This is a genomic window from Pseudomonas hamedanensis, assembly GCF_014268595.2.
In the GTDB taxonomy this organism is placed as follows: domain Bacteria; phylum Pseudomonadota; class Gammaproteobacteria; order Pseudomonadales; family Pseudomonadaceae; genus Aquipseudomonas; species Aquipseudomonas hamedanensis.
The window spans coordinates 3067922-3088534 of the sequence record NZ_CP077091.1 but is presented as its reverse complement, the minus strand read 5'-3'; the positions used below and the strand labels follow the sequence as shown (position 1 = coordinate 3088534).

At 59.2% G+C, this 20613-nt stretch carries 16 protein-coding genes; 7 read left to right on the top strand and 9 right to left on the bottom strand.

The features are described from left to right. Window positions 1-507: 507 nt before the first annotated feature. Window positions 508-1689, top strand: a complete 1182-nt coding sequence (locus tag HU739_RS13445) for an MFS transporter (protein WP_186547300.1) — start codon at window positions 508-510, stop codon at window positions 1687-1689. Between the two features lie 159 nt (window positions 1690-1848). After that, window positions 1849-2103 carry a hypothetical protein gene (locus HU739_RS13440; RefSeq protein ID WP_186547299.1) on the top strand — a complete coding sequence of 85 codons (255 nt, stop codon included), beginning with the start codon at window positions 1849-1851 and terminating at the stop codon, window positions 2101-2103. Between the two features lie 219 nt (window positions 2104-2322). Here HU739_RS13440 and HU739_RS13435 read toward each other — a convergent pair whose 3' ends face one another. From HU739_RS13435 to HU739_RS13400, 8 genes are all read right to left on the bottom strand, one after another. Next, window positions 2323-3303 carry a peptide ABC transporter ATP-binding protein gene (locus HU739_RS13435; protein ID WP_186547298.1) on the bottom strand — a complete coding sequence of 327 codons (981 nt, stop codon included), beginning with the start codon at window positions 3301-3303 and terminating at the stop codon, window positions 2323-2325. Continuing rightward, entirely contained in the window at window positions 3303-4271 is a 969-nt protein-coding gene (locus HU739_RS13430) for an ABC transporter ATP-binding protein (protein WP_186547297.1), read from the bottom strand. Before HU739_RS13430 ends, HU739_RS13435 begins: the two co-directional genes overlap by 1 nt. 10 nt (window positions 4272-4281) lie before the next feature. Then, window positions 4282-5208, bottom strand: coding sequence for an ABC transporter permease subunit (locus HU739_RS13425; RefSeq protein WP_186547296.1), 927 nt, complete (start codon window positions 5206-5208; stop codon window positions 4282-4284). A gap of 11 nt (window positions 5209-5219) precedes the next feature. Beyond that, window positions 5220-6230 carry an ABC transporter permease subunit gene (locus tag HU739_RS13420; protein WP_186547295.1) on the bottom strand — a complete coding sequence of 337 codons (1011 nt, stop codon included), beginning with the start codon at window positions 6228-6230 and terminating at the stop codon, window positions 5220-5222. 73 nt (window positions 6231-6303) lie between these two features. Beyond that, window positions 6304-7899, bottom strand: a complete 1596-nt coding sequence (locus HU739_RS13415; RefSeq protein ID WP_186547294.1) for an ABC transporter substrate-binding protein — start codon at window positions 7897-7899, stop codon at window positions 6304-6306. 77 nt (window positions 7900-7976) lie between these two features. Continuing rightward, window positions 7977-9392 (bottom strand): OprD family porin, encoded by a 1416-nt coding sequence (locus HU739_RS13410; protein WP_186547293.1) that lies wholly within the window; start codon window positions 9390-9392, stop codon window positions 7977-7979. Window positions 9393-9568: 176 nt separating this feature from the next. Continuing rightward, window positions 9569-11167, bottom strand: a complete 1599-nt coding sequence (locus HU739_RS13405; RefSeq protein ID WP_186547292.1) for an ABC transporter substrate-binding protein — start codon at window positions 11165-11167, stop codon at window positions 9569-9571. A 301-nt stretch (window positions 11168-11468) separates the two neighbouring features. Then, on the bottom strand, window positions 11469-13094 hold the full coding sequence (locus HU739_RS13400) for an ABC transporter substrate-binding protein (RefSeq protein ID WP_186547291.1): 1626 nt from the start codon (window positions 13092-13094) through the stop codon (window positions 11469-11471). Window positions 13095-14331: 1237 nt separating this feature from the next. On the opposite strand from HU739_RS13400, the gene HU739_RS13395 reads away from it, so the two are divergent. After that, the gene (locus HU739_RS13395) at window positions 14332-14694 is read left to right on the top strand and encodes a DUF6124 family protein (RefSeq protein WP_186547290.1); all 363 of its coding nucleotides are present in this window, start codon (window positions 14332-14334) and stop codon (window positions 14692-14694) included. Between the two features lie 196 nt (window positions 14695-14890). Here the strand turns inward: HU739_RS13395 and HU739_RS13390 are convergent, their stop codons facing one another. Then, window positions 14891-15607, bottom strand: coding sequence for an SIMPL domain-containing protein (locus HU739_RS13390; RefSeq protein ID WP_186547289.1), 717 nt, complete (start codon window positions 15605-15607; stop codon window positions 14891-14893). Window positions 15608-16029: 422 nt separating this feature from the next. Here HU739_RS13390 and HU739_RS13385 point away from each other — a divergent pair, with 422 nt between their 5' ends. The 4 genes from HU739_RS13385 to HU739_RS13370 all read left to right on the top strand — a co-directional run bounded on the left by HU739_RS13385 (window position 16030) and on the right by HU739_RS13370 (window position 20607). Beyond that, window positions 16030-17292 carry an ATP-binding protein gene (locus HU739_RS13385; protein ID WP_186547288.1) on the top strand — a complete coding sequence of 421 codons (1263 nt, stop codon included), beginning with the start codon at window positions 16030-16032 and terminating at the stop codon, window positions 17290-17292. Beyond that, window positions 17285-17845: a response regulator transcription factor gene (locus HU739_RS13380; RefSeq protein WP_003221630.1), complete on the top strand. Its 561-nt coding sequence runs from the start codon at window positions 17285-17287 to the stop codon at window positions 17843-17845. Before HU739_RS13385 ends, HU739_RS13380 begins: the two co-directional genes overlap by 8 nt. 96 nt (window positions 17846-17941) lie before the next feature. Next, on the top strand, window positions 17942-19669 hold the full coding sequence (locus HU739_RS13375; protein ID WP_186547287.1) for an ABC transporter ATP-binding protein/permease: 1728 nt from the start codon (window positions 17942-17944) through the stop codon (window positions 19667-19669). 191 nt (window positions 19670-19860) lie between these two features. After that, window positions 19861-20607 (top strand): FadR/GntR family transcriptional regulator, encoded by a 747-nt coding sequence (locus tag HU739_RS13370; RefSeq protein ID WP_186547286.1) that lies wholly within the window; start codon window positions 19861-19863, stop codon window positions 20605-20607. Window positions 20608-20613 lie beyond the last annotated feature (6 nt).

The window sequence follows — 20613 nt, the reverse complement described above, 5'->3', positions numbered from 1 at the left end:
CGATGACGGCCTGACAGCCGACCTGATTTTGGAGTTGTACTCAATCCCATTGTAGGAGTGAGCCTGCTCGCGATGACGTCCTCATAGCCAATCTGTCTCTGCAAGATTCACCCTGTCCCTGTGGGAGCTGGCTTGCCAGCGATGGCGACCTGACAGTCGACCTATTTCCAGCCGATGTACTCGATCCAAATTGTGGGAGCGAGCCTGCTCGCGAAGGCGGCCTGACAGCCGACCCGTTTCCCACAGATGTATTCGATTCAAATTGTAGGAGTGAGCCTGCTCGCGAAGGCGGTTTGCGACCTACGATTTCTGTTTGATGCAACTCAATCCGACTCGGCTGTTGAATACCGCGATTTTGAAAAGCAAAGTCAATAGTTCGCAGCCTGCGGCAGCTCCAGCGGTTGTAGGGCGAATCCTTTTTTTGTGGTTTGGTGTGCTTGGGTACGACAACTGGCATGCTGACCGTTAGTGTTCATTCCCCGCAAGTCGTTTGAAGAGGTCAATGGAGTGACAAGCCGACTGAATCACCTGCTACGCCTCAAAGTCTATTTCGCCCCAATGGCCTGGGTCCTCGCCGCGCTGTTGTTCATCAATCGCCTCAGCGCGATGGTCAAGCTGTTCATGGCGTTGTACCTGCGCCAGGAGTTGGGGCTGGCGATCGAGACGGTTGGCTGGTTGCTCTCGGCCTACGGCGCAGGGTTGCTGGTCGGTTCGATGCTCGGCGGCTGGCTCAGTGATCATGTGCGCACGGCGCGGCTGACGGCGGGGTTGTTTTTCGTTTCGGTGTGGGTGTTGACGCTGTTGGGGCTGGTCACGAAAGTGCCCTGGCTCGGCGGTCTGTTGTTGCTCAGCGGTGTTATCGACGGGGCGATTCGTACGCTGCATCAACGCTTGATCATGGAATATTGCGAGGTCGCGCAACGTTCCCGAGCGCAGGCGCTGAGCCGGGTCGCGCGCAACCTGGGCATGGCGGCTGCCGGGGTGGCGGGTGGGGTGTTGGCGCAGGCGGATTTTCGCTGGGTGTTTTTCGGCAGTGCGGCGATGACGATGCTGGCGTTGCTGTGGTTTGTGCGTACGACTTGGCGGCGGCCAGTGCTGGTGCTTGAAGAAAAATCTGCCGATGGCTCAAGCGTGCCGTATCGCGACAAGCCATTTCTCTGGCTGCTGGCGGCGACGGCCGTATTGGGCATCGCTTTCGACACGGTCTATAGCACGCTGGGCAATTATCTGCGTGATTACTACCACTTGAGCACCGAAGCGATCGGCTGGCAGTTCGGGCTCAATGCGCTGCTGGTGATCGCGTTGCAGATCCCGCTCTCGCATTCGGTCGAGCGCTGGGGCTCGCGTTGGCAGATGCTCGTCGGCAGTGTGCTGTTGGCCTGTGGGCTGGGCATGTTGCCGTTCGGTTCCGGGTTGGCTTTCGTCTGTTTGTCGACGCTGATCTGGACGCTGGGCGAAGCGTTGTTCATGCCGCCATTGAACGTGCTGGCGATGCAGTTTGCCCAGAGCGGCAAGAGTGGTCAGTACTTCGGGTTGTTCTTCATGAGTTGGAGCGCCAGCGCGCTGTTGTCGCCGGTGCTCAGCGGTCAGCTCTATGGTCAGTTTGGCGGGCACAGTGTCTGGCTGATGAGTGCGCTGTTGGTGCTGATCTCCATCCCGCTGACCTGGCAGGCCACGCGTGGCACTTAGCTGTTTCGGTTATTGGCGTTATTCGAAAGCAGTCTGTCCATCGATGGCATTTCTGCCTGCTCGTTCGCGTCCTAAGTGGTGAGTCGGACGGTTCGCAACTAGATTTCATGCGAAGCCAGTCCGGCAAGCATGTCATAGCGCAACAGGATGGAGTGGGCCATGAAAAGCAGATTGCTACGGGTTTTGATGCTGTTGAAAGTAATGGTGATGCTGTCCCTCGGCACCGCGACGGCCTGGGCCGAGTGCGAGGATCATGATTCGCAGGCGTTTAATGGGCAGGTCGGGCACAGCGGTCTGATGCTCGCCAAGTCCGAATCGGAGCCTGGGAATCAGGGGCAGGGTGGCAGTGCCGATGATGACGACTCGACTACTGATGAGCCGGACACGGATGAAGAGGGCGATAGCCAGACGTAGATAACCGGCGAAAGAAAACCCCTTCTGCCCCGACTGATGCGCAATCGAGGTGGAAGGGGTTCTGGTTGAAGCATGAATCCCTGAATCAACTCAAATCCCCTGTAGGAGTGAGCCTGCTCGCGATGGCGGTGTGTCAGTCGCTGAAAATGTTGACTGAATGACCGCTATCGCGAGCAGGCTCACTCCTACAGTGGGTTTTGCGTACGCCTGAGGGTTTGCTTACGCCGCGCCGTCGAGAAATTGCTCGGCGTAGTGGCAAGCCACTTGCCGATTATCCAGCTCGCGCAGCAACGGCTCTTCCGTGCTGCAACGCTCGGTCGCATACGGGCAGCGTTTGTGGAAGGCGCAGCCCGGTGGCGGGTTCATCGGGTTGGGCAGTTCGCCGACGATTTTGATTTTCGGCTTGTTCGGGTCCGGGTGAATGGTCGGGGTCGCCGACAGCAGCGCCTGGGTGTAAGGATGCAGCGGGCGCTCATAGATGGCGTTTTTCGGCCCCAGTTCTACCGGGCGGCCGAGGTACATCACCATCACGTCATCGGCGACGTGCTGCACCACCGCGAGGTTGTGCGAGATGAACACGTACGCGGTGTTGAACTCCTGCTGCAGATCCATGAACAGGTTGAGCACCTGCGCCTGAATCGACACGTCCAGTGCCGAGGTCGGTTCGTCCGCCACCAGCACTTTCGGTTGCAGCATCATCGCGCGGGCCAGGGCGATACGCTGGCGTTGGCCGCCGGAAAACATGTGCGGATAACGCTGGTAATGCTCGGGACGCAAGCCGACCTGCTTCATCATCGCCTGGACTTTCTCGCGACGTTCAGTGGCCGACAGCTTGGTGTTGATCAACAGCGGCTCGGCCAGTTGATCACCGACTTTCTGCCGAGGGTTCAACGAGGCGTACGGACTCTGAAACACCATCTGCACGTCTTTGCGCAGTTGCTTGCGTTGGGCCTTGTCGGCGCCGGCGACTTCCTGGCCGGCGATCTGCAGCGAACCGGACGACGGCTCTTCGATCAGCGTCAGCGCACGGGCGAGGGTGGATTTGCCGCAGCCCGACTCACCTACAACGGCGAGGGTCTTGCCAGCTTCCAGTTCGAACGACACGCCGTTGAGCGCACGCACGGTCGCGTGGCCCTTGAACAGGCCACGGGAGACTTCGTAGTGACGGGTCAGGTCGCGGGCGGTAAGTACGACGGCCATTACGCCACCTCCTGGTTCAGCGGGTAGAAGCAGCGCGCGAGGCTGTTGCTTTTCGGATCGAGGCCCGGACGCTGGGTACGGCAATTGTCTTGCACGTACGGGCAGCGCGGCGACAGCAGGCAGCCCTGCGGACGGTCGTAGCGGCCCGGGACGATGCCCGGCAAGGTCGCCAGACGTGAGGCGCCAAGGCTGTGTTCGGGAATGGCCTTGAGCAGCGCTTCGCTGTACGGGTGCGCCGGGATGTCGAACAGTTGCGGCACCTGGCCGACTTCAACCGCCTGGCCGGCGTACATGACGCACACGCGCTGGGCGGTTTCCGCGACGACGGCGAGGTCGTGAGTGATCAGCACCAGACCCATGTTCTGCTCTTTCTGCAACGCCAGCAGCAGGTCCATGATCTGCGCCTGAATCGTCACGTCGAGTGCCGTGGTCGGTTCGTCGGCGATCAGCAGTTTCGGTTCGCCGGCAATCGCCATGGCGATCGCAACACGTTGGCTCATGCCACCAGAAAGTTGATGCGGGTAGGCCTCCATACGGCTGGCAGCGCCCGGGATTTCAACTTTTTCCAGCAGTTCGATCGCACGCTTGCGCGCTTGCTTGCCGGACATTTTCAGGTGCAGGCGCAGCACTTCCTCGATCTGGAAACCGACGGTGTAGCTCGGGTTCAGCGCGGTCATCGGGTCCTGGAAAACCATCGACAGGTCTTTGCCGACGATTTGCCGACGCTGGCGATTGCTCAGTTTGAGCATGTCCTTACCGTCGAAGCTGAGCGAGTCGGCGGTGACGATGCCGGGATGCTCGATCAGGCCCATCAGCGCCATCATGGTTACGGATTTACCCGAACCCGACTCGCCAACGATGGCCAGCACTTCACCCTTGTCGACTTTGAGGTCGAGACCGTCGACGACCGGCGTAGCGGTTTTGTCGCCGAAGCGAACGTTGAGATTCTTGATTTCCAACAGTGACATGTGAATCTCCTCAGGCGGCGTTCTTGAGTTTCGGGTCCAGCGCATCGCGCAGGCCGTCGCCCATCAAGTTGATTGCCAGCACGCTGAGCAAAATGGTCAAACCAGGCAGACTTACCACCCACCAGGCGCGTTCGATGTAGTCGCGGGCCGAGGCCAGCATGGTGCCCCACTCAGGGGTTGGCGGTTGTACGCCGAGGCCGAGAAAGCCCAGAGCCGCGGCATCGAGAATCGCCGAAGAGAAGCTCAGGGTCGCCTGCACGATCAGCGGCGCCATGCAGTTGGGCAGCACGGTGATGAACATCAAACGTGGCAGGCCGGCACCAGCCAGACGCGCGGCGGTGACGTAGTCGCGGTTCAGTTCGCCCATGACGGCGGCACGGGTCAGGCGCACATAGGACGGTAGCGAAACCACGGCAATCGCGATCACGGTGTTGATCAGGCCAGGGCCGAGGATGGCGACGATCGCCACTGCCAGCAGCAGCGACGGCAGGGCCAACATGATGTCCATCAGACGCATGATGGTCGGGCCGATCATCTTCGGAAAGAAACCGGCGAACAGACCCAGCAGGATCCCCGGGATCAGCGACATCACCACCGACGACAAGCCGATCAGCAGCGACAGGCGCGAACCCTGGATCAGACGCGACAGCAGATCGCGGCCCAGTTCATCGGTGCCGAGCAGGAACTGCATCTGCCCGCCTTCAAGCCACGCCGGCGGCGTCAGCAGGAAGTCACGGTATTGCTCGCTCGGGTTATGCGGCGCGACCCACGGCGCGAAAATCGCGCAGAAGACGATCAGCAGCATAAACAGCAGGCCGGCCACTGCGCCCTTGTTCTTGGAGAACGCTTGCCAGAATTCTTTGTACGGCGACGGGTACAGCAGGCTTTGATCCACGGCGGACGTGGCGGTGGCTACTGAGGAAGTTGGAGTGCTCATGGGTATTGACCTCAGCGCTGATGACGGATGCGTGGGTTGGCAAAGCCGTAGAGGATGTCCACCACGAAGTTGACCAGAATCACCAGGCAGGCGATTAACAGAATGCCGTTTTGCACCACCGGATAGTCCCGGGCGCCGATGGCTTCGATCAGCCATTTGCCGATGCCGGGCCAGGAGAAGATGGTTTCGGTCAGGACCGCACCGGCCAGCAATGTGCCGACTTGCAGGCCGACCACGGTCAGCACCGGAATCAGCGCGTTACGCAGACCGTGTACGAAGACCACGCGCGATGGCGACAGGCCTTTGGCCTTGGCGGTGCGGATGTAGTCCTCGCGCAGCACTTCGAGCATCGACGAGCGGGTCATCCGCGCGATCACCGCCAGCGGAATGGTGCCGAGCACGATGGCCGGCAGGATCAGGTGATGCAGCGCATCGAAGAACGCGCCGGTGTCATCGGCCAGCAGCGTGTCGATCAGCATGAAACCGGTGCGTGGCTCGATGTCGTAGAGCAGGTCGATCCGGCCGGAAACCGGGGTCCAGCCCAGGCTTACCGAGAAGAACATGATGAGGATCAGGCCCCACCAGAAAATCGGCATCGAATAGCCCGCCAGGGAGATGCCCATCACCCCGTGATCGAACAGCGAGCCTCGCTTGAGTGCCGCAATCACCCCGGCCAGAAGGCCCAGAATGCCGGCGAACAGCAGGGCGGCCATGGACAGTTCCAGGGTCGCCGGGAAGAGGGAGGTGAACTCGGTCCACACGCTTTCACGGGTGCGCAGGGATTCGCCGAGGTCGCCCTGAGCCAGTTTGCCGATGTAATCCAGATACTGGGCATACAACGGCTTGTTCAGTCCCAGGCGTTCCATTGCCTGAGCGTGCATTTCGGGGTCGACCCGACGTTCGCCCATCATCACTTCCACGGGGTCGCCAGGAATCATGCGAATCAACGCGAAAGTCAGCAAGGTGATGCCGAAGAACGTGGGGATCAACAACCCCAGTCGGCGGGCAATAAAACTAAACATCTTGTGTGGTACCTCATCAGCCGGTTAGGCGTACGCGGTGGCCCTGGGGTCAGGGCCACCGCGCGTTTCTTATCTACTTCACCTGGGTGGTGGCGAAGTTATTAGTGGTGAGAGGGCTGATGTAATAACCCTCTACGTTATTGCGCATTGCGGTAAACATCCGAGTATGGGCCATGCTGATCCATGGCTGATCCTGATTAAACAGCACCTGGGCCTGTTCGTAGAGTGCGGCGCGTTCGGCCGGATCTACTTTAGCCCGTGCTTCATCCAGCAGTGCCTGGAATTTCTCGTTGCACCAGCGCGCGTAGTTTTCGCCGTTCTTGGCGGCCTCGCAACTGAGCATAGGCGTCAGGAAGTTATCCGGGTCGCCATTGTCGCCGGCCCATCCGGCCGAGACCATATCGTGTTCGCCGGCCTTGGCGCGTTTAAGCATCTCGCCCCATTCCATCACGCGGATGTCGATCTTGATCCCGACTTTCGCCAGGTCAGCCTGCATCATCTGCGCACCGAGCATCGGGTTGGGGTTGGTCGGGCCGCCGCCGTTACGGGTGAACAGGGTGAACGTGGTGCCTTCCGGAACCCCGGCTTCCTTGAGCAAGGCGCGAGCCTTGTCGAGGTCGCGTGGCGGGTTTTTCAGGTCGTGGTTGTAGCCCAGCAAGGTCGGCGGGTAGGGGTTGACCGCCACCGAAGCGTTGCCTTTGCCAAACAACGCGTTGACATAGGCTTCCTTGTCGAACGCGATGTCGATGGCCTTACGCACGCGCACGTCGCTCATGTACTTGTGCTGAGTGTTCATGGCGATGTACGACACGGTCATCGCGTCCAGCTCGTCGACTTTCAACTTGCTGTCTTTCTTGATGCTCGGAATGTCATCGGGCTTGGGATACAGCGCGATCTGGCATTCGTTGGCCTTGAGCTTCTGCAGGCGCACGTTGTTGTCGGTGGCGATGGCCAGAATCAGCGCATCGGCCGGTGGCTTGCCACGGAAATAGTCCGGGTTGGCCTTGAAACGCACTTGCGCATCCTTGGCGTAGCGCTGGAAGACAAACGGGCCGGTGCCGATCGGTTTGTTGTTGAGGTCGCCGGTCTTGTTGGCCTTGAGCAACTGGTCGGCGTACTCGGCCGGATAGATCGCGGTGAACGGCATGGCGACGTCGGCCAGGAATGGCGCTTCGCGACGGGTCAGGGTGAATTTGACGGTGTAGTCGTCAACCTTTTCCACGTTTTTCAGCAGTTCCTTGAAGCCCATGCTTTCAAAGTACGGGAAGCCCACGCTCGACAGTTTGTGCCACGGGTGATTGGGGTCCAGTTGACGCTGGAAGCTCCAGAGCACGTCGTCGGCGTTCATCTCGCGGGTCGGCTTGAAATAATCGGTGGTGTGAAACTTGACGCCTTTGCGCAGGTGGAACGTGTAGGTCAGACCGTCATCGCTGATTTCCCAGGACTCGGCCAGCGCAGGTACCACGTCGGTGGTGCCTGGCTTGAAGTCGACCAGACGGTTGAACACGGTCTCGGCCGCCGCGTCGGCGGTGACTGCAGTTGTGTACTGGACCACGTCGAAGCCTTCCGGACTGGCTTCGGTGCAGACCACCAAGGGTTTGGCCGAGACGCCCATGGCGGCGCTCAGCAACGCAGCCGCGATGGCCGCACGTAGGGGAAGCATTTTCATCGATAACCCTCTGCAATCGGTTGAAGACAAAAAACCGAACGGCCGACTCATCATGAGTCAGCCGCCGGTTGGCGTTTTTACAGAATGTTGAACGGGATGGTGGTCACGAGACGGAACTCGTTGATGCTGCCGTCAGCCTGGTTTTCGCTGGCACGGTGAGCGGTGTAGGTGCCGCGAATGGTCGTGGCCTTGAGCGGGCCGCTCTGTACCGCGTAGGTTGCACCCACGCCGTATTCATAGTGGTGCTCGCCGTCCATTGCCTGCACGCCATCGTAGCCGCCACCCTTGTAGTGAGTGCCGTCGATGCCCCAGCCGCGCGCCTGGTAGATGTTGAATTTCAGGCCTGGCACGCCGTACTCGGCCATGTTGAGGCCGTAGGACACCTGGAAGGATTTCTCGTTCGGGCCGTTGAAGTCCGAGAGCAGGGAGTTGGCCAGGTAGATACCGTTGGTTTCGTGCAAGTAGTCGAAGTACTCGTTACCGTTCACTTCCTGGTAGGAGAAGGTCACGGTGTGCGCCTGATGCGTCAGGCCGAACGACAGCGAGTAAGTGTCGTTGTCGATGTCGCCCAGCAGCTTTTTGCCTTCGTCGACGGTTTTGTAGTAGTTCAGGCCGGTGGTCAGGCTCAGCACCGAGCTGTCGCCCAGCACATGGGTGGCGCCGAAGTAGTATTGGTTCCACAGGTCTTCGGCCTGGGTGCCCCACAGGCTGGTCGTCAGGCTGGCGAACGGCTGGTAGGAAATACCGGCAGTGTTGACGTGATCGGCTTCGGCATTGATGTCGCCGTATTCGGAGCGGAACTTGCTCAGGCTTTCTTCGGTACGTGGCGAAACGCGGTCGAAGGTGGCGACGTCGAACGCCAGGTTGTTCAGCTCTTCGCTGTGGATCGCAATACCTTCGAAGCTCGATGGCAGTGGACGGTTACCGATCACATCGACCTGCGGGCTGCTGAAGTTCATGCGGCCGGCGGTCAGTGTGGTGTTGGAAATGCGCGCCTTGACGTTGGCCAGGCCCAGTTTGCTCCACTGGCCTACTGCGTCACCGCCTTCACGGGTCAGGGTCCGGTTGTTGCCTGCGCCTGGACGAGTGCCCGGAGCACCGCCGTTGTTGGCGGCGAGGTTTTCGCGGTCACGCTCCAGCGCGATCGCGTTGTAAGCCGCCACTTCGGTGCTGAAACCGACAGTACCTTCGGTGAAGCCCGAGTTGTACTTGATGATCGTGCCTTGAACCCAGTTGATACGGCGATCGGTTTCGGTGGACTGGCCGTTCTTGCGATAAGCGAACTTGCCGCCACGCTTGAGTTGTTCGTTGGCGTACCAGTTACGGGTCGAACCGCTGATCGATTGCCCTTCGAGGAAACCGGTGGCGTCAGCCTGGGCGCTCTTCTCGTTAACGGTTACCGGGGTGAACGCCTGGCTTTGGGTTTCCGCATAAGCCGTGGCGGTGATGCTGCTGATGGCCAGGGCCAGTATCGCGGTGCTGCTCAGTTTCATGGGTGAAGCTCCTTTACTTTCTTTTTATCCCGGCTTTTTTTGGTATGCCGGTTATTGGTTTAGAACTCGTTCACACATCGCAAACGTTTGCAAAAAGCCGGATTGGCGAATTTCGGCAAAGCGCTTGCGTGAGGGGAGTAGACGGCTCCCCTCAGCATTGCGGCTAATCGGTGGGTTTAATCGATACTGACACCCGAGAACACGTTGCGGCCGAACGGGCTGACTTTGAACCCTTCGACTTTGGCGCTTAACGGCTGGTTGACTGTCGAGTGAGCGACAGGCGTGATCGGCACTTGCTGTTTAAGCAATTGCTGGGCCTGTTTATAAAGCACGGTGCGCTGGTCGCGGTCGGTGACGACCTTGGCTTCTTTGATCAGCTTGTCGTAAGCCGGATCGCACCACATGGAGTAGTTGTTGCCGCCAATGGCATCGCAGCTGTACAGCGTGCCCAGCCAGTTGTCCGGATCCCCATTATCACCGGTCCAGCCGATCAGGCTGATGTCGTGCTCGCCGTTCTTGGTGCGCTTGATGTACTCGCCCCATTCGTAGCTGACAATCTTCACTTTCAGACCGATCTTGGCCCAGTCGGACTGGAGCATTTCGGCCATCAGCTTGGCGTTCGGGTTGTACGGACGCTGCACCGGCATCGCCCACAGGGTGATTTCGGTGCCTTCTTTCACACCGGCAGCCTTGAGCAGTTCCTTGGCTTTTTCCGGGTTGTAGGCGGCGTCCTTGATCGTGTCGTCGTAGGACCACTGGGTCGGTGGCATGGCGTTGACGGCCAGTTGGCCGGCGCCTTGATATACAGCGTTGAGGATCCCCTGTTTATTCACCGCCATGTCCAGCGCCTGACGCACTTCCAATTGATCGAAAGGCTTGTGGCGCACGTTGTAGGCGATGTAGCCGAGGTTGAAGCCCGGCTTGGAAATCAGTTGCAGCTTCGGATCGGCCTTTAGCGCTTCAACATCGGCAGGGCGCGGGTGCAGGGTGATCTGGCACTCGTTGGCCTTGAGTTTCTGCACGCGTACGGAGGCGTCGGTGTTGATTGCGAAAATCAGGTTCTTCAGCTTGACCCGGCTCGGGTCCCAATACTCGCTGTTGCCGGTGTAGCGGATGTTCGAGTCTTTCTGGTAGCTCTTGAAGACGAATGGCCCGGTGCCAATCGGCTTCTGGTTGATGTCGCTCGGTTTGCCTTCGGTCAGCAGTTTGTCTGCGTATTCGGCGGACAGAATCGAGGCGAAGCTCATGGCGATGTTCTGGATAAACGCGGCGTCAACACTGTTGAGTGTGAACTCCACGGTCAGCGGCCCGGTTTTCTCGACCTTGGCGATGTTCTTGTTCAGACTCATCCCGTTGAAGTACGGAAATTCGGTGGGATAGGCCTTACGGAACGGGTGCTGCGCGTCGAGCATGCGATTAAACGTAAACAGTACGTCGTCCGCGTTGAAATCGCGGCTCGGCTTGAAGTAAGGGGTTGTATGAAATTTCACGCCTTCACGCAGGTGAAAGGTGTATTTCAGGCCATCTTCGGAAATATCCCACTTGGTCGCCAGGCCGGGTACGACATTGGTCGCGCCTTTTTCGAACTCGACCAGGCGGTTGTACAGCGGTTCGGCGGCGTCGTTGTCGGTGGCCGTCGTGTATTGCGCGGTATCGAAACCCGCCGGGCTGCCTTCGGAACAGAACACCAGACTGTTGCTGGCGGCGTAACTGGCGGACGTGGCGGCCAACAGGCCGGCGCCCAGCAATGCGGAAAAAACCAAGGTATGGCGCATGACGCTCCCTCTTTTTTTAGTGTTGTGCAATGCGCCGCGGTCTCAATCCAGAGACGTTGTGGCCACATTGAGCTCAATCCAATACGTACGGCAAAACCGATAGCCCACGCAGCCACTGGTCAGTAAGCGACGGTAGGGACCGTACTACTGGCAGTAAATGCGTAATTGCCTGAATACTCGTAGGAAAAGGCGACACGTTCTATGCGATGCAGTTATCTGCAACAGAAGTAGGTGTAGGCAATTTCCTAATTCACGGCAGGTAAAACAACGGCGACGTCAGAAACGTCGCCGTTGCAGTGCCTTATTTGCTGACGCTGACGCCGTAGAAGGAGTTCAAGCCGAACGGGCTGATCTTGAAGTCCTGCACGTTGGCGCGCATGGGTTGATACACCGTCGAGTGAGCGATAGGTGTCATGGGAACTGCATCTTTGAGGACGTGTTGCGCCTGTTTGTACAGCTCGGTGCGCTTGCCCTGGTCGGTGGTACGTTTGGCTTCTTTCACCAGACCGTCGAACTTCTTGTCGCACCACTTGGAGAAGTTGTTGCCGCTCAGCGAGTCGCAGCCGAACAACACGTTGAGCCAGTTGTCCGGGTCACCATTGTCACCGCTCCAGCCAATGATCATGGCCTGGTTCTCACCACCTTTGGAGCGCTTGATGTACTCGCCCCATTCGTAGCTGGTGATCTTCACTTTCAGACCGATCTTGGCCCAGTCGGACTGGAGCATTTCGGCCATCAGTTTGGCATTCGGGTTGTACGGACGCTGGACCGGCATCGCCCACAGGACGATCTCGGTGCCTTCCTTGACGCCAGCTTCCTTGAGCAGCTGTTTGGCTTTCTCAGGGTCGTACTTGGCGTCTTTGATGGTGGTGTCGTAGGACCACTGGGTCGGCGGCATGGCGTTGACGGCCAGCTGGCCGGCGCCCTGGTAAACCGAATCGATGATCTGCGGCTTGTTCACGGCCATGTCCAGCGCCTGGCGTACGCGCAGGTCAGCCAGCGGGTTTGGCTCGTTGCTGCCCTTGACCTTGTCCATCACGTTGTAGGCGATGTAGCCGAGGTTGAAGCCGGCCTGGTCAGGCATCTTCAGCGACTTGTCTTCTTTCAGCGCTTTCAGATCGGCCGGGCGTGGGAACAGGGTGACCTGGCACTCGTTCTTCTTCAGCTTCTGGATGCGCACCGACGGGTCGGTGGTGATGGCGAAGATCAGGTTGTCGATCTTCACGTCTTCAGGTTTCCAGTAATCCTTGTTGCCGGTGTAACGGATGTTCGAGTCTTTCTGGTAGCTCTTGAACACGAACGGGCCAGTGCCGATCGGCTTCTGGTTGATGTCGGCGGCTTTGCCATCCTTGAGCAACTGAGCAGCGTATTCGGCGGACTGCACCGAGGCGAAGCTCATGGCCAGGTTCTGGATGAACGCGGCGTCGACTTCTTTCAGGGTGAACTTGACGGTGTGGTCGTCGACTTTATCGATCTTGGTGATGTTGGTGTCCATCCCCATGTCGGTGAAGTACGGGAATTCGGTCGGGTACGCCTTACGGAACGGGTCGTCCTTGTTGATCATGCGGTTGAACGTAAACAGCACGTCGTCGGCGTTGAATTCACGAGTCGGCTTGAAATACGGAGTGGTGTGGAACTTGACGCCTTCGCGCAGGTGGAAGGTGTAAGTCAGGCCATCGTCGGAAATGTCCCATTTGGTCGCCAGACCAGGAATCACGGCGGTGCCGCCGCGCTCGAACTGGGTCAGGCGGTTGAACATGGTTTCGGCTGAGGCGTCGAAGTCGGTTCCGGTGGTGTACTGGCCTGGGTCGAATCCGGCCGGGCTCCCTTCGGAGCAGAACACCAGGTTAGTCGCAGCGGTTGCGAAGGGTGCGGAGGCTAACAAGCCTGCGCCGACTAGAAACGGAATGACCGCGTGTTTAAGCATGTTGGCCTCATGATTTGTTGTCATTTTTTAGTTGTGAGGTACGACCTCGTGAGTCGTGCCTGCGGATACTTATGCAGGCCCCATACCCAATGCAAGATCCAGAGCGGTCGGCGGCGTTAAACGGTGGCACGAACGTACCTTAATGTCGCATCCGTATAACTTTTGACGCATTTGACCGTTTGCGGGTGGTTTTTGCGGTGCATTCGTGGCACCAAAGTGGTGCGCTGGTCACGTTGTGTGCGCTGGGCTGGGGCTTGGTGTTACTTATTTATACCGTTCGGTAGGGGCGGGCTTGAGGGGTTTCCGGGGTTGGCTGGGGTGGGGTGGTTTGGGGGGCGGGATTGGGGAGTTTTACTTGGTGCAACTGGGTGTTTCGATTGGTGGCACCTTTGGGGCTTGGCGGCCTTTGGGCCGGCGATGCTCTTGGGGTTTGGGGTGAATATCCGTTTTTTGCGGTAGTGCGGCTGGCGGTTTCGCCCTTACGGCGAGTCACCTTTTCCAAACGCCGAAAAGGTAACCGAAAAGGCTTGCTCCTGCGTTCGGCCCTCGCAGGCTCGGGTTCCTTCGCTGCGGGATTGATCCGGGCGCAGCGTTTCCGGTTTGCTTCGCTGCACCTCCTACCGCTGTGTTCGACTTCGTCGAACGGTCGCTGCGCTCCCACGCCCGGATCAATCCCTGCGCTCAGCCTTCCGACGTCGCCCGTGGATCAAGATCAAGAGCGGTACTCGAGCTAACGCTCATTGTTGAGTGGGGCGGCTTTGCCGCGGGCAGCTGCGCTGCTTTGCTTTTCTGTGGGAGCGAGCCTGCTCGCGAAGGCGGCCTGACAGCCGACCTGATTTTGGGGATGTACTCGATCCCATTGTAGGAGTGAGCCTGCTCGCGATGAGGCCCTTTCAGGCAACCGATGACTTGGGATTGTTTAAATCCGATGCGAAATTACCCGAACCTTCCCACAAGGTTTTCAGGTTGTCCGTCGGACGTGCGATCACTAGGCTTTATCTGTCGCTGAAGGTTCAGCGATCGGATGTGAGAATCCGTTGAGATGTTTTAATCCAACACGAGTACAACCATAATCCGCGCCAGCTAATTTGCTGCTGCGTAGTTTTATGGCGGCTGTGTGCGGGCGGACTTCGGTTCGGCCGGGTTGATCTCACCGGTTTCTCACTCCGCATACAGCTGCCACCTCTTCGTCGCGTGAGAAACGACAAGTGTTGGCTACAACCAAGAGATCGCTCCAATGTCAAAACCTGTCCCCGATCCACCCCTAGAATCCCCAACTCCCCTCGAAGAAGCCATCCGCGCCGACGATCAGGCGAAAAACCGCGAAGCCATCAAGCGTGCCCTCGATTTCTATCTCTGCCCTCCACCCAGCAAAACCTATCCACCCAGCACAATGTTTGTGATCCAGCCAGACATCGACACCGAAAGCCTGCTGGCCCATGCCTGTGAATCCCTCGCTTCAGCCAACACGCTGGCGAGCGATTTCGCCGATCAGCTCGGTCGTCCGCAGCGCAATACGGCGCTGGCGATTCAGCAAATCATCATGCTGGCGGAGCTGGCGGTAAATCGGGCGCTGGATCGGGTTGATCCGCGTACGTAATCAGTCAGGGCCACCGCGTTATCGTTTTTCGCGGGCAAGCCCGCTCCCACAGGGGTATATGCGATTTTCAAAACACTACAAACCTGTGGGAGCTGGCTTGCCAGCGATAGGGGTGGATCATTCACTACAAATCCCAGGCACAAAAAAACCGGCAACCATCCACTGATTGCCGGTCCTTCATTCAGCCAAACTCAAATCACTGCATCAACACTTCAATCGAACCATCAGCGGTCATGCTCACCTGACTGGTGCCGGCTTCAACTTCCGGAGTGACCGGTGCGGAATCCATGGCGGCGGCTTTCATCATCATCGGCGCGCGCAGGTAGGGTTGTGGATAACCGTTGCTGTTGAGGTTCAGGTTGACGATTTTGTAGCCCTTGCCGCCCAAAGCATCGGTGGCCAGTTGCGCGCGGGCCTTGAAGGCGGTGACGGCTTCTTTGAGCAACTGATCTTCGCTGGCCTTGCGGGTCGGGTCGGCGATGGCGAAGTCCATGCCGCCCATTTTCAGGTCGGTCAGCAGCTCGCCGGTGAGTTTGGACAGGGCGGCGAAGTCGGTGCTTTCCAGGCGCAGTTCGGCGCGTTCGCGCCAGCCAGTGATTTTCTGGCCCTTGGTGTCGTAGATCGGGTAGCTGTTGCGGCTGCCGGTGCGCAGGGTGATGTCTTTGACTTGTTTGGCCTGGGCGGTTGCCTTGTTCATGGTGGTGCTGATGGCAGCGGCGAGTTTGGCCGGGTCGGTGTTCTGCTCTTCGGTGTAGAGCGTCACGATCATCTGGTCGCGGGCCACTTCCTGGCTGACTTCGGCGCGCAGGGAAATCTGGTTGTAATGCAGCTCATCGGCGGCCAGGGCCGGAAGGCTGGCGACGCTGCCGACGGTCAGGGCGAGGAGGGCGGCGCTGCGGCGAAAGGTGTGCATGAAGGCTCCTTGAATGAGGCGCAGGTGTCGGGTCGGGCCTGCGTGAACCATCAGACTCTAGCTTTTATGATCCGGTTCGCCCAGTTACAACTTCTATACAGATGCCGCGGCCCACCGCAGAACCTGAGTCGGATGAGCTTTTGTGGCGAGGGGATTTATCCCCGTTCGGCTGCGCAGCAGTCGCAAATCCGGCTGATGCGGTATGTCTGATTAAATGAGGTCGCATGATTTGGGGCGGCTCCGCCACCCAGCGGGGATAAATCCCCTCGCCACAATTGATCTCCGATAGCCCTCGGAATTTTCTTCAACTCAGATGAATTCTCCATCGTCGCCATGTGGTCGTTTGCCGCACTTTCGCCTCTCACGCCCGCGCCTTGGTTATACTCCGTGCGATCCGCCTGGAGCGCTCATCAGGAGAGCTCATGCTCGCCCCCGTACAACTGACTTCCGCCACTCGCCAGAACCTCTGGCGGCTGACTTTCATCCGCACCCTGGTGCTCGCCGCGCAGGCCGGGTCTGTCGGCCTGGCTTACTGGCTGCAATTGTTGCCGTTGCCGTGGGTGCAACTGGCGATGACCCTGGGCTGTTCGATTCTGCTGTGCGCGTTCACCGCCGTGCGGCTGCGCACGTCGTGGCCGGTGACCGAGCTTGAATACGCGCTGCAACTGGCCTGCGATCTGGTGATCCACAGCGCGCTGCTGTATTTCTCGGGCGGTTCGACCAATCCCTTCGTTTCTTATTATCTGGTGCCGCTGACCATCGCGGCGGTGACGCTGCCGTGGCGTTATTCGGTGATCCTGTCGGGTATCGCGCTGGCGTTGTACACCGTGATGCTGACGCGGTTTTACCCACTGGAAACCTTGCCGGTCGCCCGTGAGAATCTGCAGATCTATGGCATGTGGCTGAGCTTCGCGCTGGCCGCTGCGGTGATCACGTTTTTCGCCGCGCGCATGGCCGAAGAGCTGCGCCGGCAGGAAGAATTACGCGCGATTCGTCGTGAAGAAGGTCTGCGTGACCAGCAGTTGCTTGCCGTTGCGACCCAGGCCGCTGGTGCGGCGCATGAGCTGGGTACGCCGCTGGCGACCATGAGCGTGTTGCTCAAGGAAATGCAGCAGGACCACCCGGACCCGCTGTTGCAGGACGATCTGAAAGTGCTGCAGGATCAGGTCAAGCTGTGCAAGGAAACCTTGCAGCAACTGGTCCGTGCCGCCGAGGCCAACCGACGTCTGGCTGTGGAAATGCAGGATGTGACCGATTGGCTCGACGAAGCGCTGAACCGCTGGCACTTGATGCGCCCGGAGGCCAGTTACCGCTTCCAGCGTCTCGGTCAGGGCACCGTGCCGCGCATGGCGCCGCCGCCGGATCTGACCCAGGCGTTGCTGAATCTATTGAACAACGCCGCCGATGCCTGCCCGGAGAATCTGCAGGTCACGCTCGACTGGGATTCGGAAACCCTGACCATCAGTATCCGCGACCACGGTGCCGGTGTGCCGCTGGCCATCGCCGAGCAGATCGGCAAACCGTTTTTTACCACCAAGGGCAAAGGTTTCGGCCTGGGCCTGTTTTTGAGCAAGGCCAGCGTGACACGCGCCGGCGGCTCAGTGAAACTCTATAGTCATGAGGAAGGCGGCACGCTCACCGAGCTGCGCCTGCCTCACGGCGCCCGAGGAGACCAACATGAGTGACGAAATCCAAGTCGAAGGCGAAGAACTGCCGCACCTGCTGCTGGTCGACGACGACGCGACCTTCACCCGCGTCATGGCCCGCGCCATGGCCCGCCGTGGCTTTCGCGTCAGCACTGCCGGTTCCGCCGAAGAAGGCCTGACCATTGCCCAGGCCGACCTGCCTGATTACGCCGCGCTGGACCTGAAAATGGACGGCGACTCGGGTTTGGTGCTGCTGCCCAAGCTGCTGGAACTTGATCCGGAAATGCGCGTGGTGATTCTCACCGGTTATTCGAGCATTGCCACTGCGGTCGAGGCGATCAAGCGCGGCGCCTGCAATTATCTGTGCAAACCGGCCGATGCCGACGACGTGCTGGCCGCGTTGCTCTCCGAGCACGCCGACCTCGACAGTCTGGTGCCGGAAAACCCGATGTCGGTCGATCGCCTCCAGTGGGAACACATCCAGCGCGTGCTCACCGAGCATGAAGGCAACATCTCCGCCACGGCGCGTGCGCTGGGCATGCATCGCCGCACCTTGCAGCGCAAACTGCAGAAGCGCCCGGTTCGTCGCTGAACCTGCGCTGAACGACTATCGCCAGCCCTCGCGATGACACGCACCGATCCTCTATGATCGGTGCGTGTCTGTTGTTTTCTTTATCGAGCCTTATTCATGAATCAGAACGCTGAATATTCCGCGGTCAACGATGCTGTGCGCGGGCAGTTTTTTCGCAAGGTATGGGCGATCATCACGCCGTACTGGCGCAGTGAAGAGAAGGGCATGGCCTGGACGCTGCTAATTGCAGTGATCGCGCTCTCGCTGCTCAGCGTGGGGATCTCGGTGTGGTTCAACACCTGGTACAAGGATTTTTACAACGCTCTGCAAAAGAAGGACGAAGCGGCGTTCTGGCAATTGATTCTGTATTTCTGCGGCATCGCGGCCGTGGCGATTATCGGTGCCGTGTACAGGCTTTATCTGACCCAGATGCTGACGATTCGCTGGCGCGCCTGGCTCACCGAAAAGCATTTCTCTCGTTGGCTCGCCGACAAGAATTACTACCAGCTGGAGCAGGGCGGTTATACCGATAACCCGGACCAGCGGATTTCCGAAGATTTAAACAACTTCACGTCCAACACCCTTGAGCTGGGTATCGGGCTGCTGCGCAATGTCGTCAGCCTTGTATCGTTCTCGATCATTCTCTGGGGCGTTTCGGGCAGCATCGAAGTCTATGGCATCACCATTCCCGGTTACATGTTCTGGTGTGTGTTGGTGTATGCGGTGGTGGGTAGCTGGCTGACGCATTTGATCGGTCGCCGCTTGATCGGCCTGAACAACCAACAACAACGTTTCGAAGCCGACCTGCGTTTCTCCATGGTGCGGATTCGCGAAAATGCCGAAAGCATCGCGCTGTACAACGGCGAGCCGAACGAAAACCGACGGTTGAGCGCCCGTTTTGGCAACGTCTGGCACAATTTCTGGGACATCATGAAGGTGTCCAAGCGCTTGACCTTTTTTACTGCCGGTTACAGTCAGGCGGCGATCATTTTCCCGTTTATCGTTGCCTCGCCGCGTTACCTTGCCGGCAAGATCGAACTCGGTGAACTGATGCAGATCAGCTCGGCATTCGGCAACGTTCAGGAGAGTTTCAGCTGGTTCATCAGTGCGTACCAGAGCCTCGCCTCCTGGCGCGCCACTTGCGATCGTCTGTTGAGTTTCCGTCAGGCCATGACTGACAACGAGCAGCGCACCCCGGCGATCAACGTGCAGAATCAGGGCAGCGAATTGCAGGTGCACAATCTCGGCCTGGACCTGGCCGATGGGCGTCATCTGCTGACCGGTGCAGACATGACCGTGGAGCCGGGCGAGCGGGTGATGCTTAGCGGTCGGTCCGGCAGCGGGAAATCGACATTGCTGCGGGCGATGGGCCATTTGTGGCCGGCGGGTCACGGCAACATCCGTTTGCCGGCTGCGCGCTATCTGTTTTTGCCTCAGAAACCCTATCTGCCGATTGGCACCCTGCGTGAAGCATTAAGTTATCCACAGCCCGGCGACATCTACGCGCCGGAGCGTTATGCACAGGTACTCGAGACCTGCCGCTTGCCGCATCTGGTTGCGCGGCTGGACGAAGCCAATCACTGGCAGCGCATGCTCTCGCCCGGTGAACAACAACGGCTGGCCTTCGCTCGTGCACTGCTGTTTGCGCCGCAATGGCTGTACATGGATGAAGCGACTTCGGCGATGGATGAGGAAGACGAGGCGACGTTGTATCAGGCGTTGATCGATCAGATTCCCGGGTTGAGCATTGTCAGCGTCGGCCATCGAAGCAGTTTGAAACGATTCCATCCGCGGCATGTGAGGATCGACAGCGGGCGTTTGGTGGAGCAACCCGTGACTGCCTGACACCCACACAACCCCCTGTAGGAGTGAGCCTGCTCGCGATAGCGTCGGCATATTCAACATTGATGTGACTGACAGAACGCCATCGCGAGCAGGCTCACTCCTACAAAGGGCGATGTGATCTGAGCAGTGATCGTACAACCCGCTTGAGCTATGATGGCCCCAAGCCGAACTTTCGAGACAAGATGCAGACCATGGAAAAGCTGATGGACACCCCGCGCCTCCCCCGCAAGCGCCGCAGCCTCGCCCAGGAATTGGTGACGGTGCTGAGCGAGCAGATCCGCGATGGCCTGCTCAAGCGCGGCGACAAATTGCCGACCGAGTCGGCAATCATGGAAGCCCATGGCGTCAGCCGCACCGTGGTGCGTGAGGCGATTTCCCGTCTGCAGGCTGCGGGACAAGTGGAAACCCGCCACGGCATCGGCACTTTTGTCCTCGACACGCCGAGCCCGAGCGGTTTCCGCATCGATCCTGCCACCGTTGTCACCCTGCGTGATGTGCTGGCGATTCTCGAATTGCGCATCAGCCTCGAAGTTGAATCCGCCGGCCTCGCCGCGCAACGCCGCACGCCTGAGCAACTGGCAACCATGCGCGCCGCCCTCGACGCGCTGAACGAAAGCGCCTCGCATGCCAGCGATGCGGTGTCGTCAGACTTTGCTTTCCATCTGGAAATCGCATTGTCCACGGGCAACCGTTACTTCACCGACATCATGACCCACCTGGGCACCAGCATCATTCCGCGTACACGGCTTAACTCGGCGCGACTGGCTCACGATGACCAGCAGCACTACATGGGGCGGCTGAGCCGTGAGCACGAAGAAATCTACGACGCAATTGCCCGTCAGGATTCCGATGCAGCGCGTGCGGCGATGCGCCTGCACCTGACCAACAGCCGCGAAAGACTGCGCCAGGCCCATGAAGAGGCTCAGGCGCAGGGTTGATTGGTA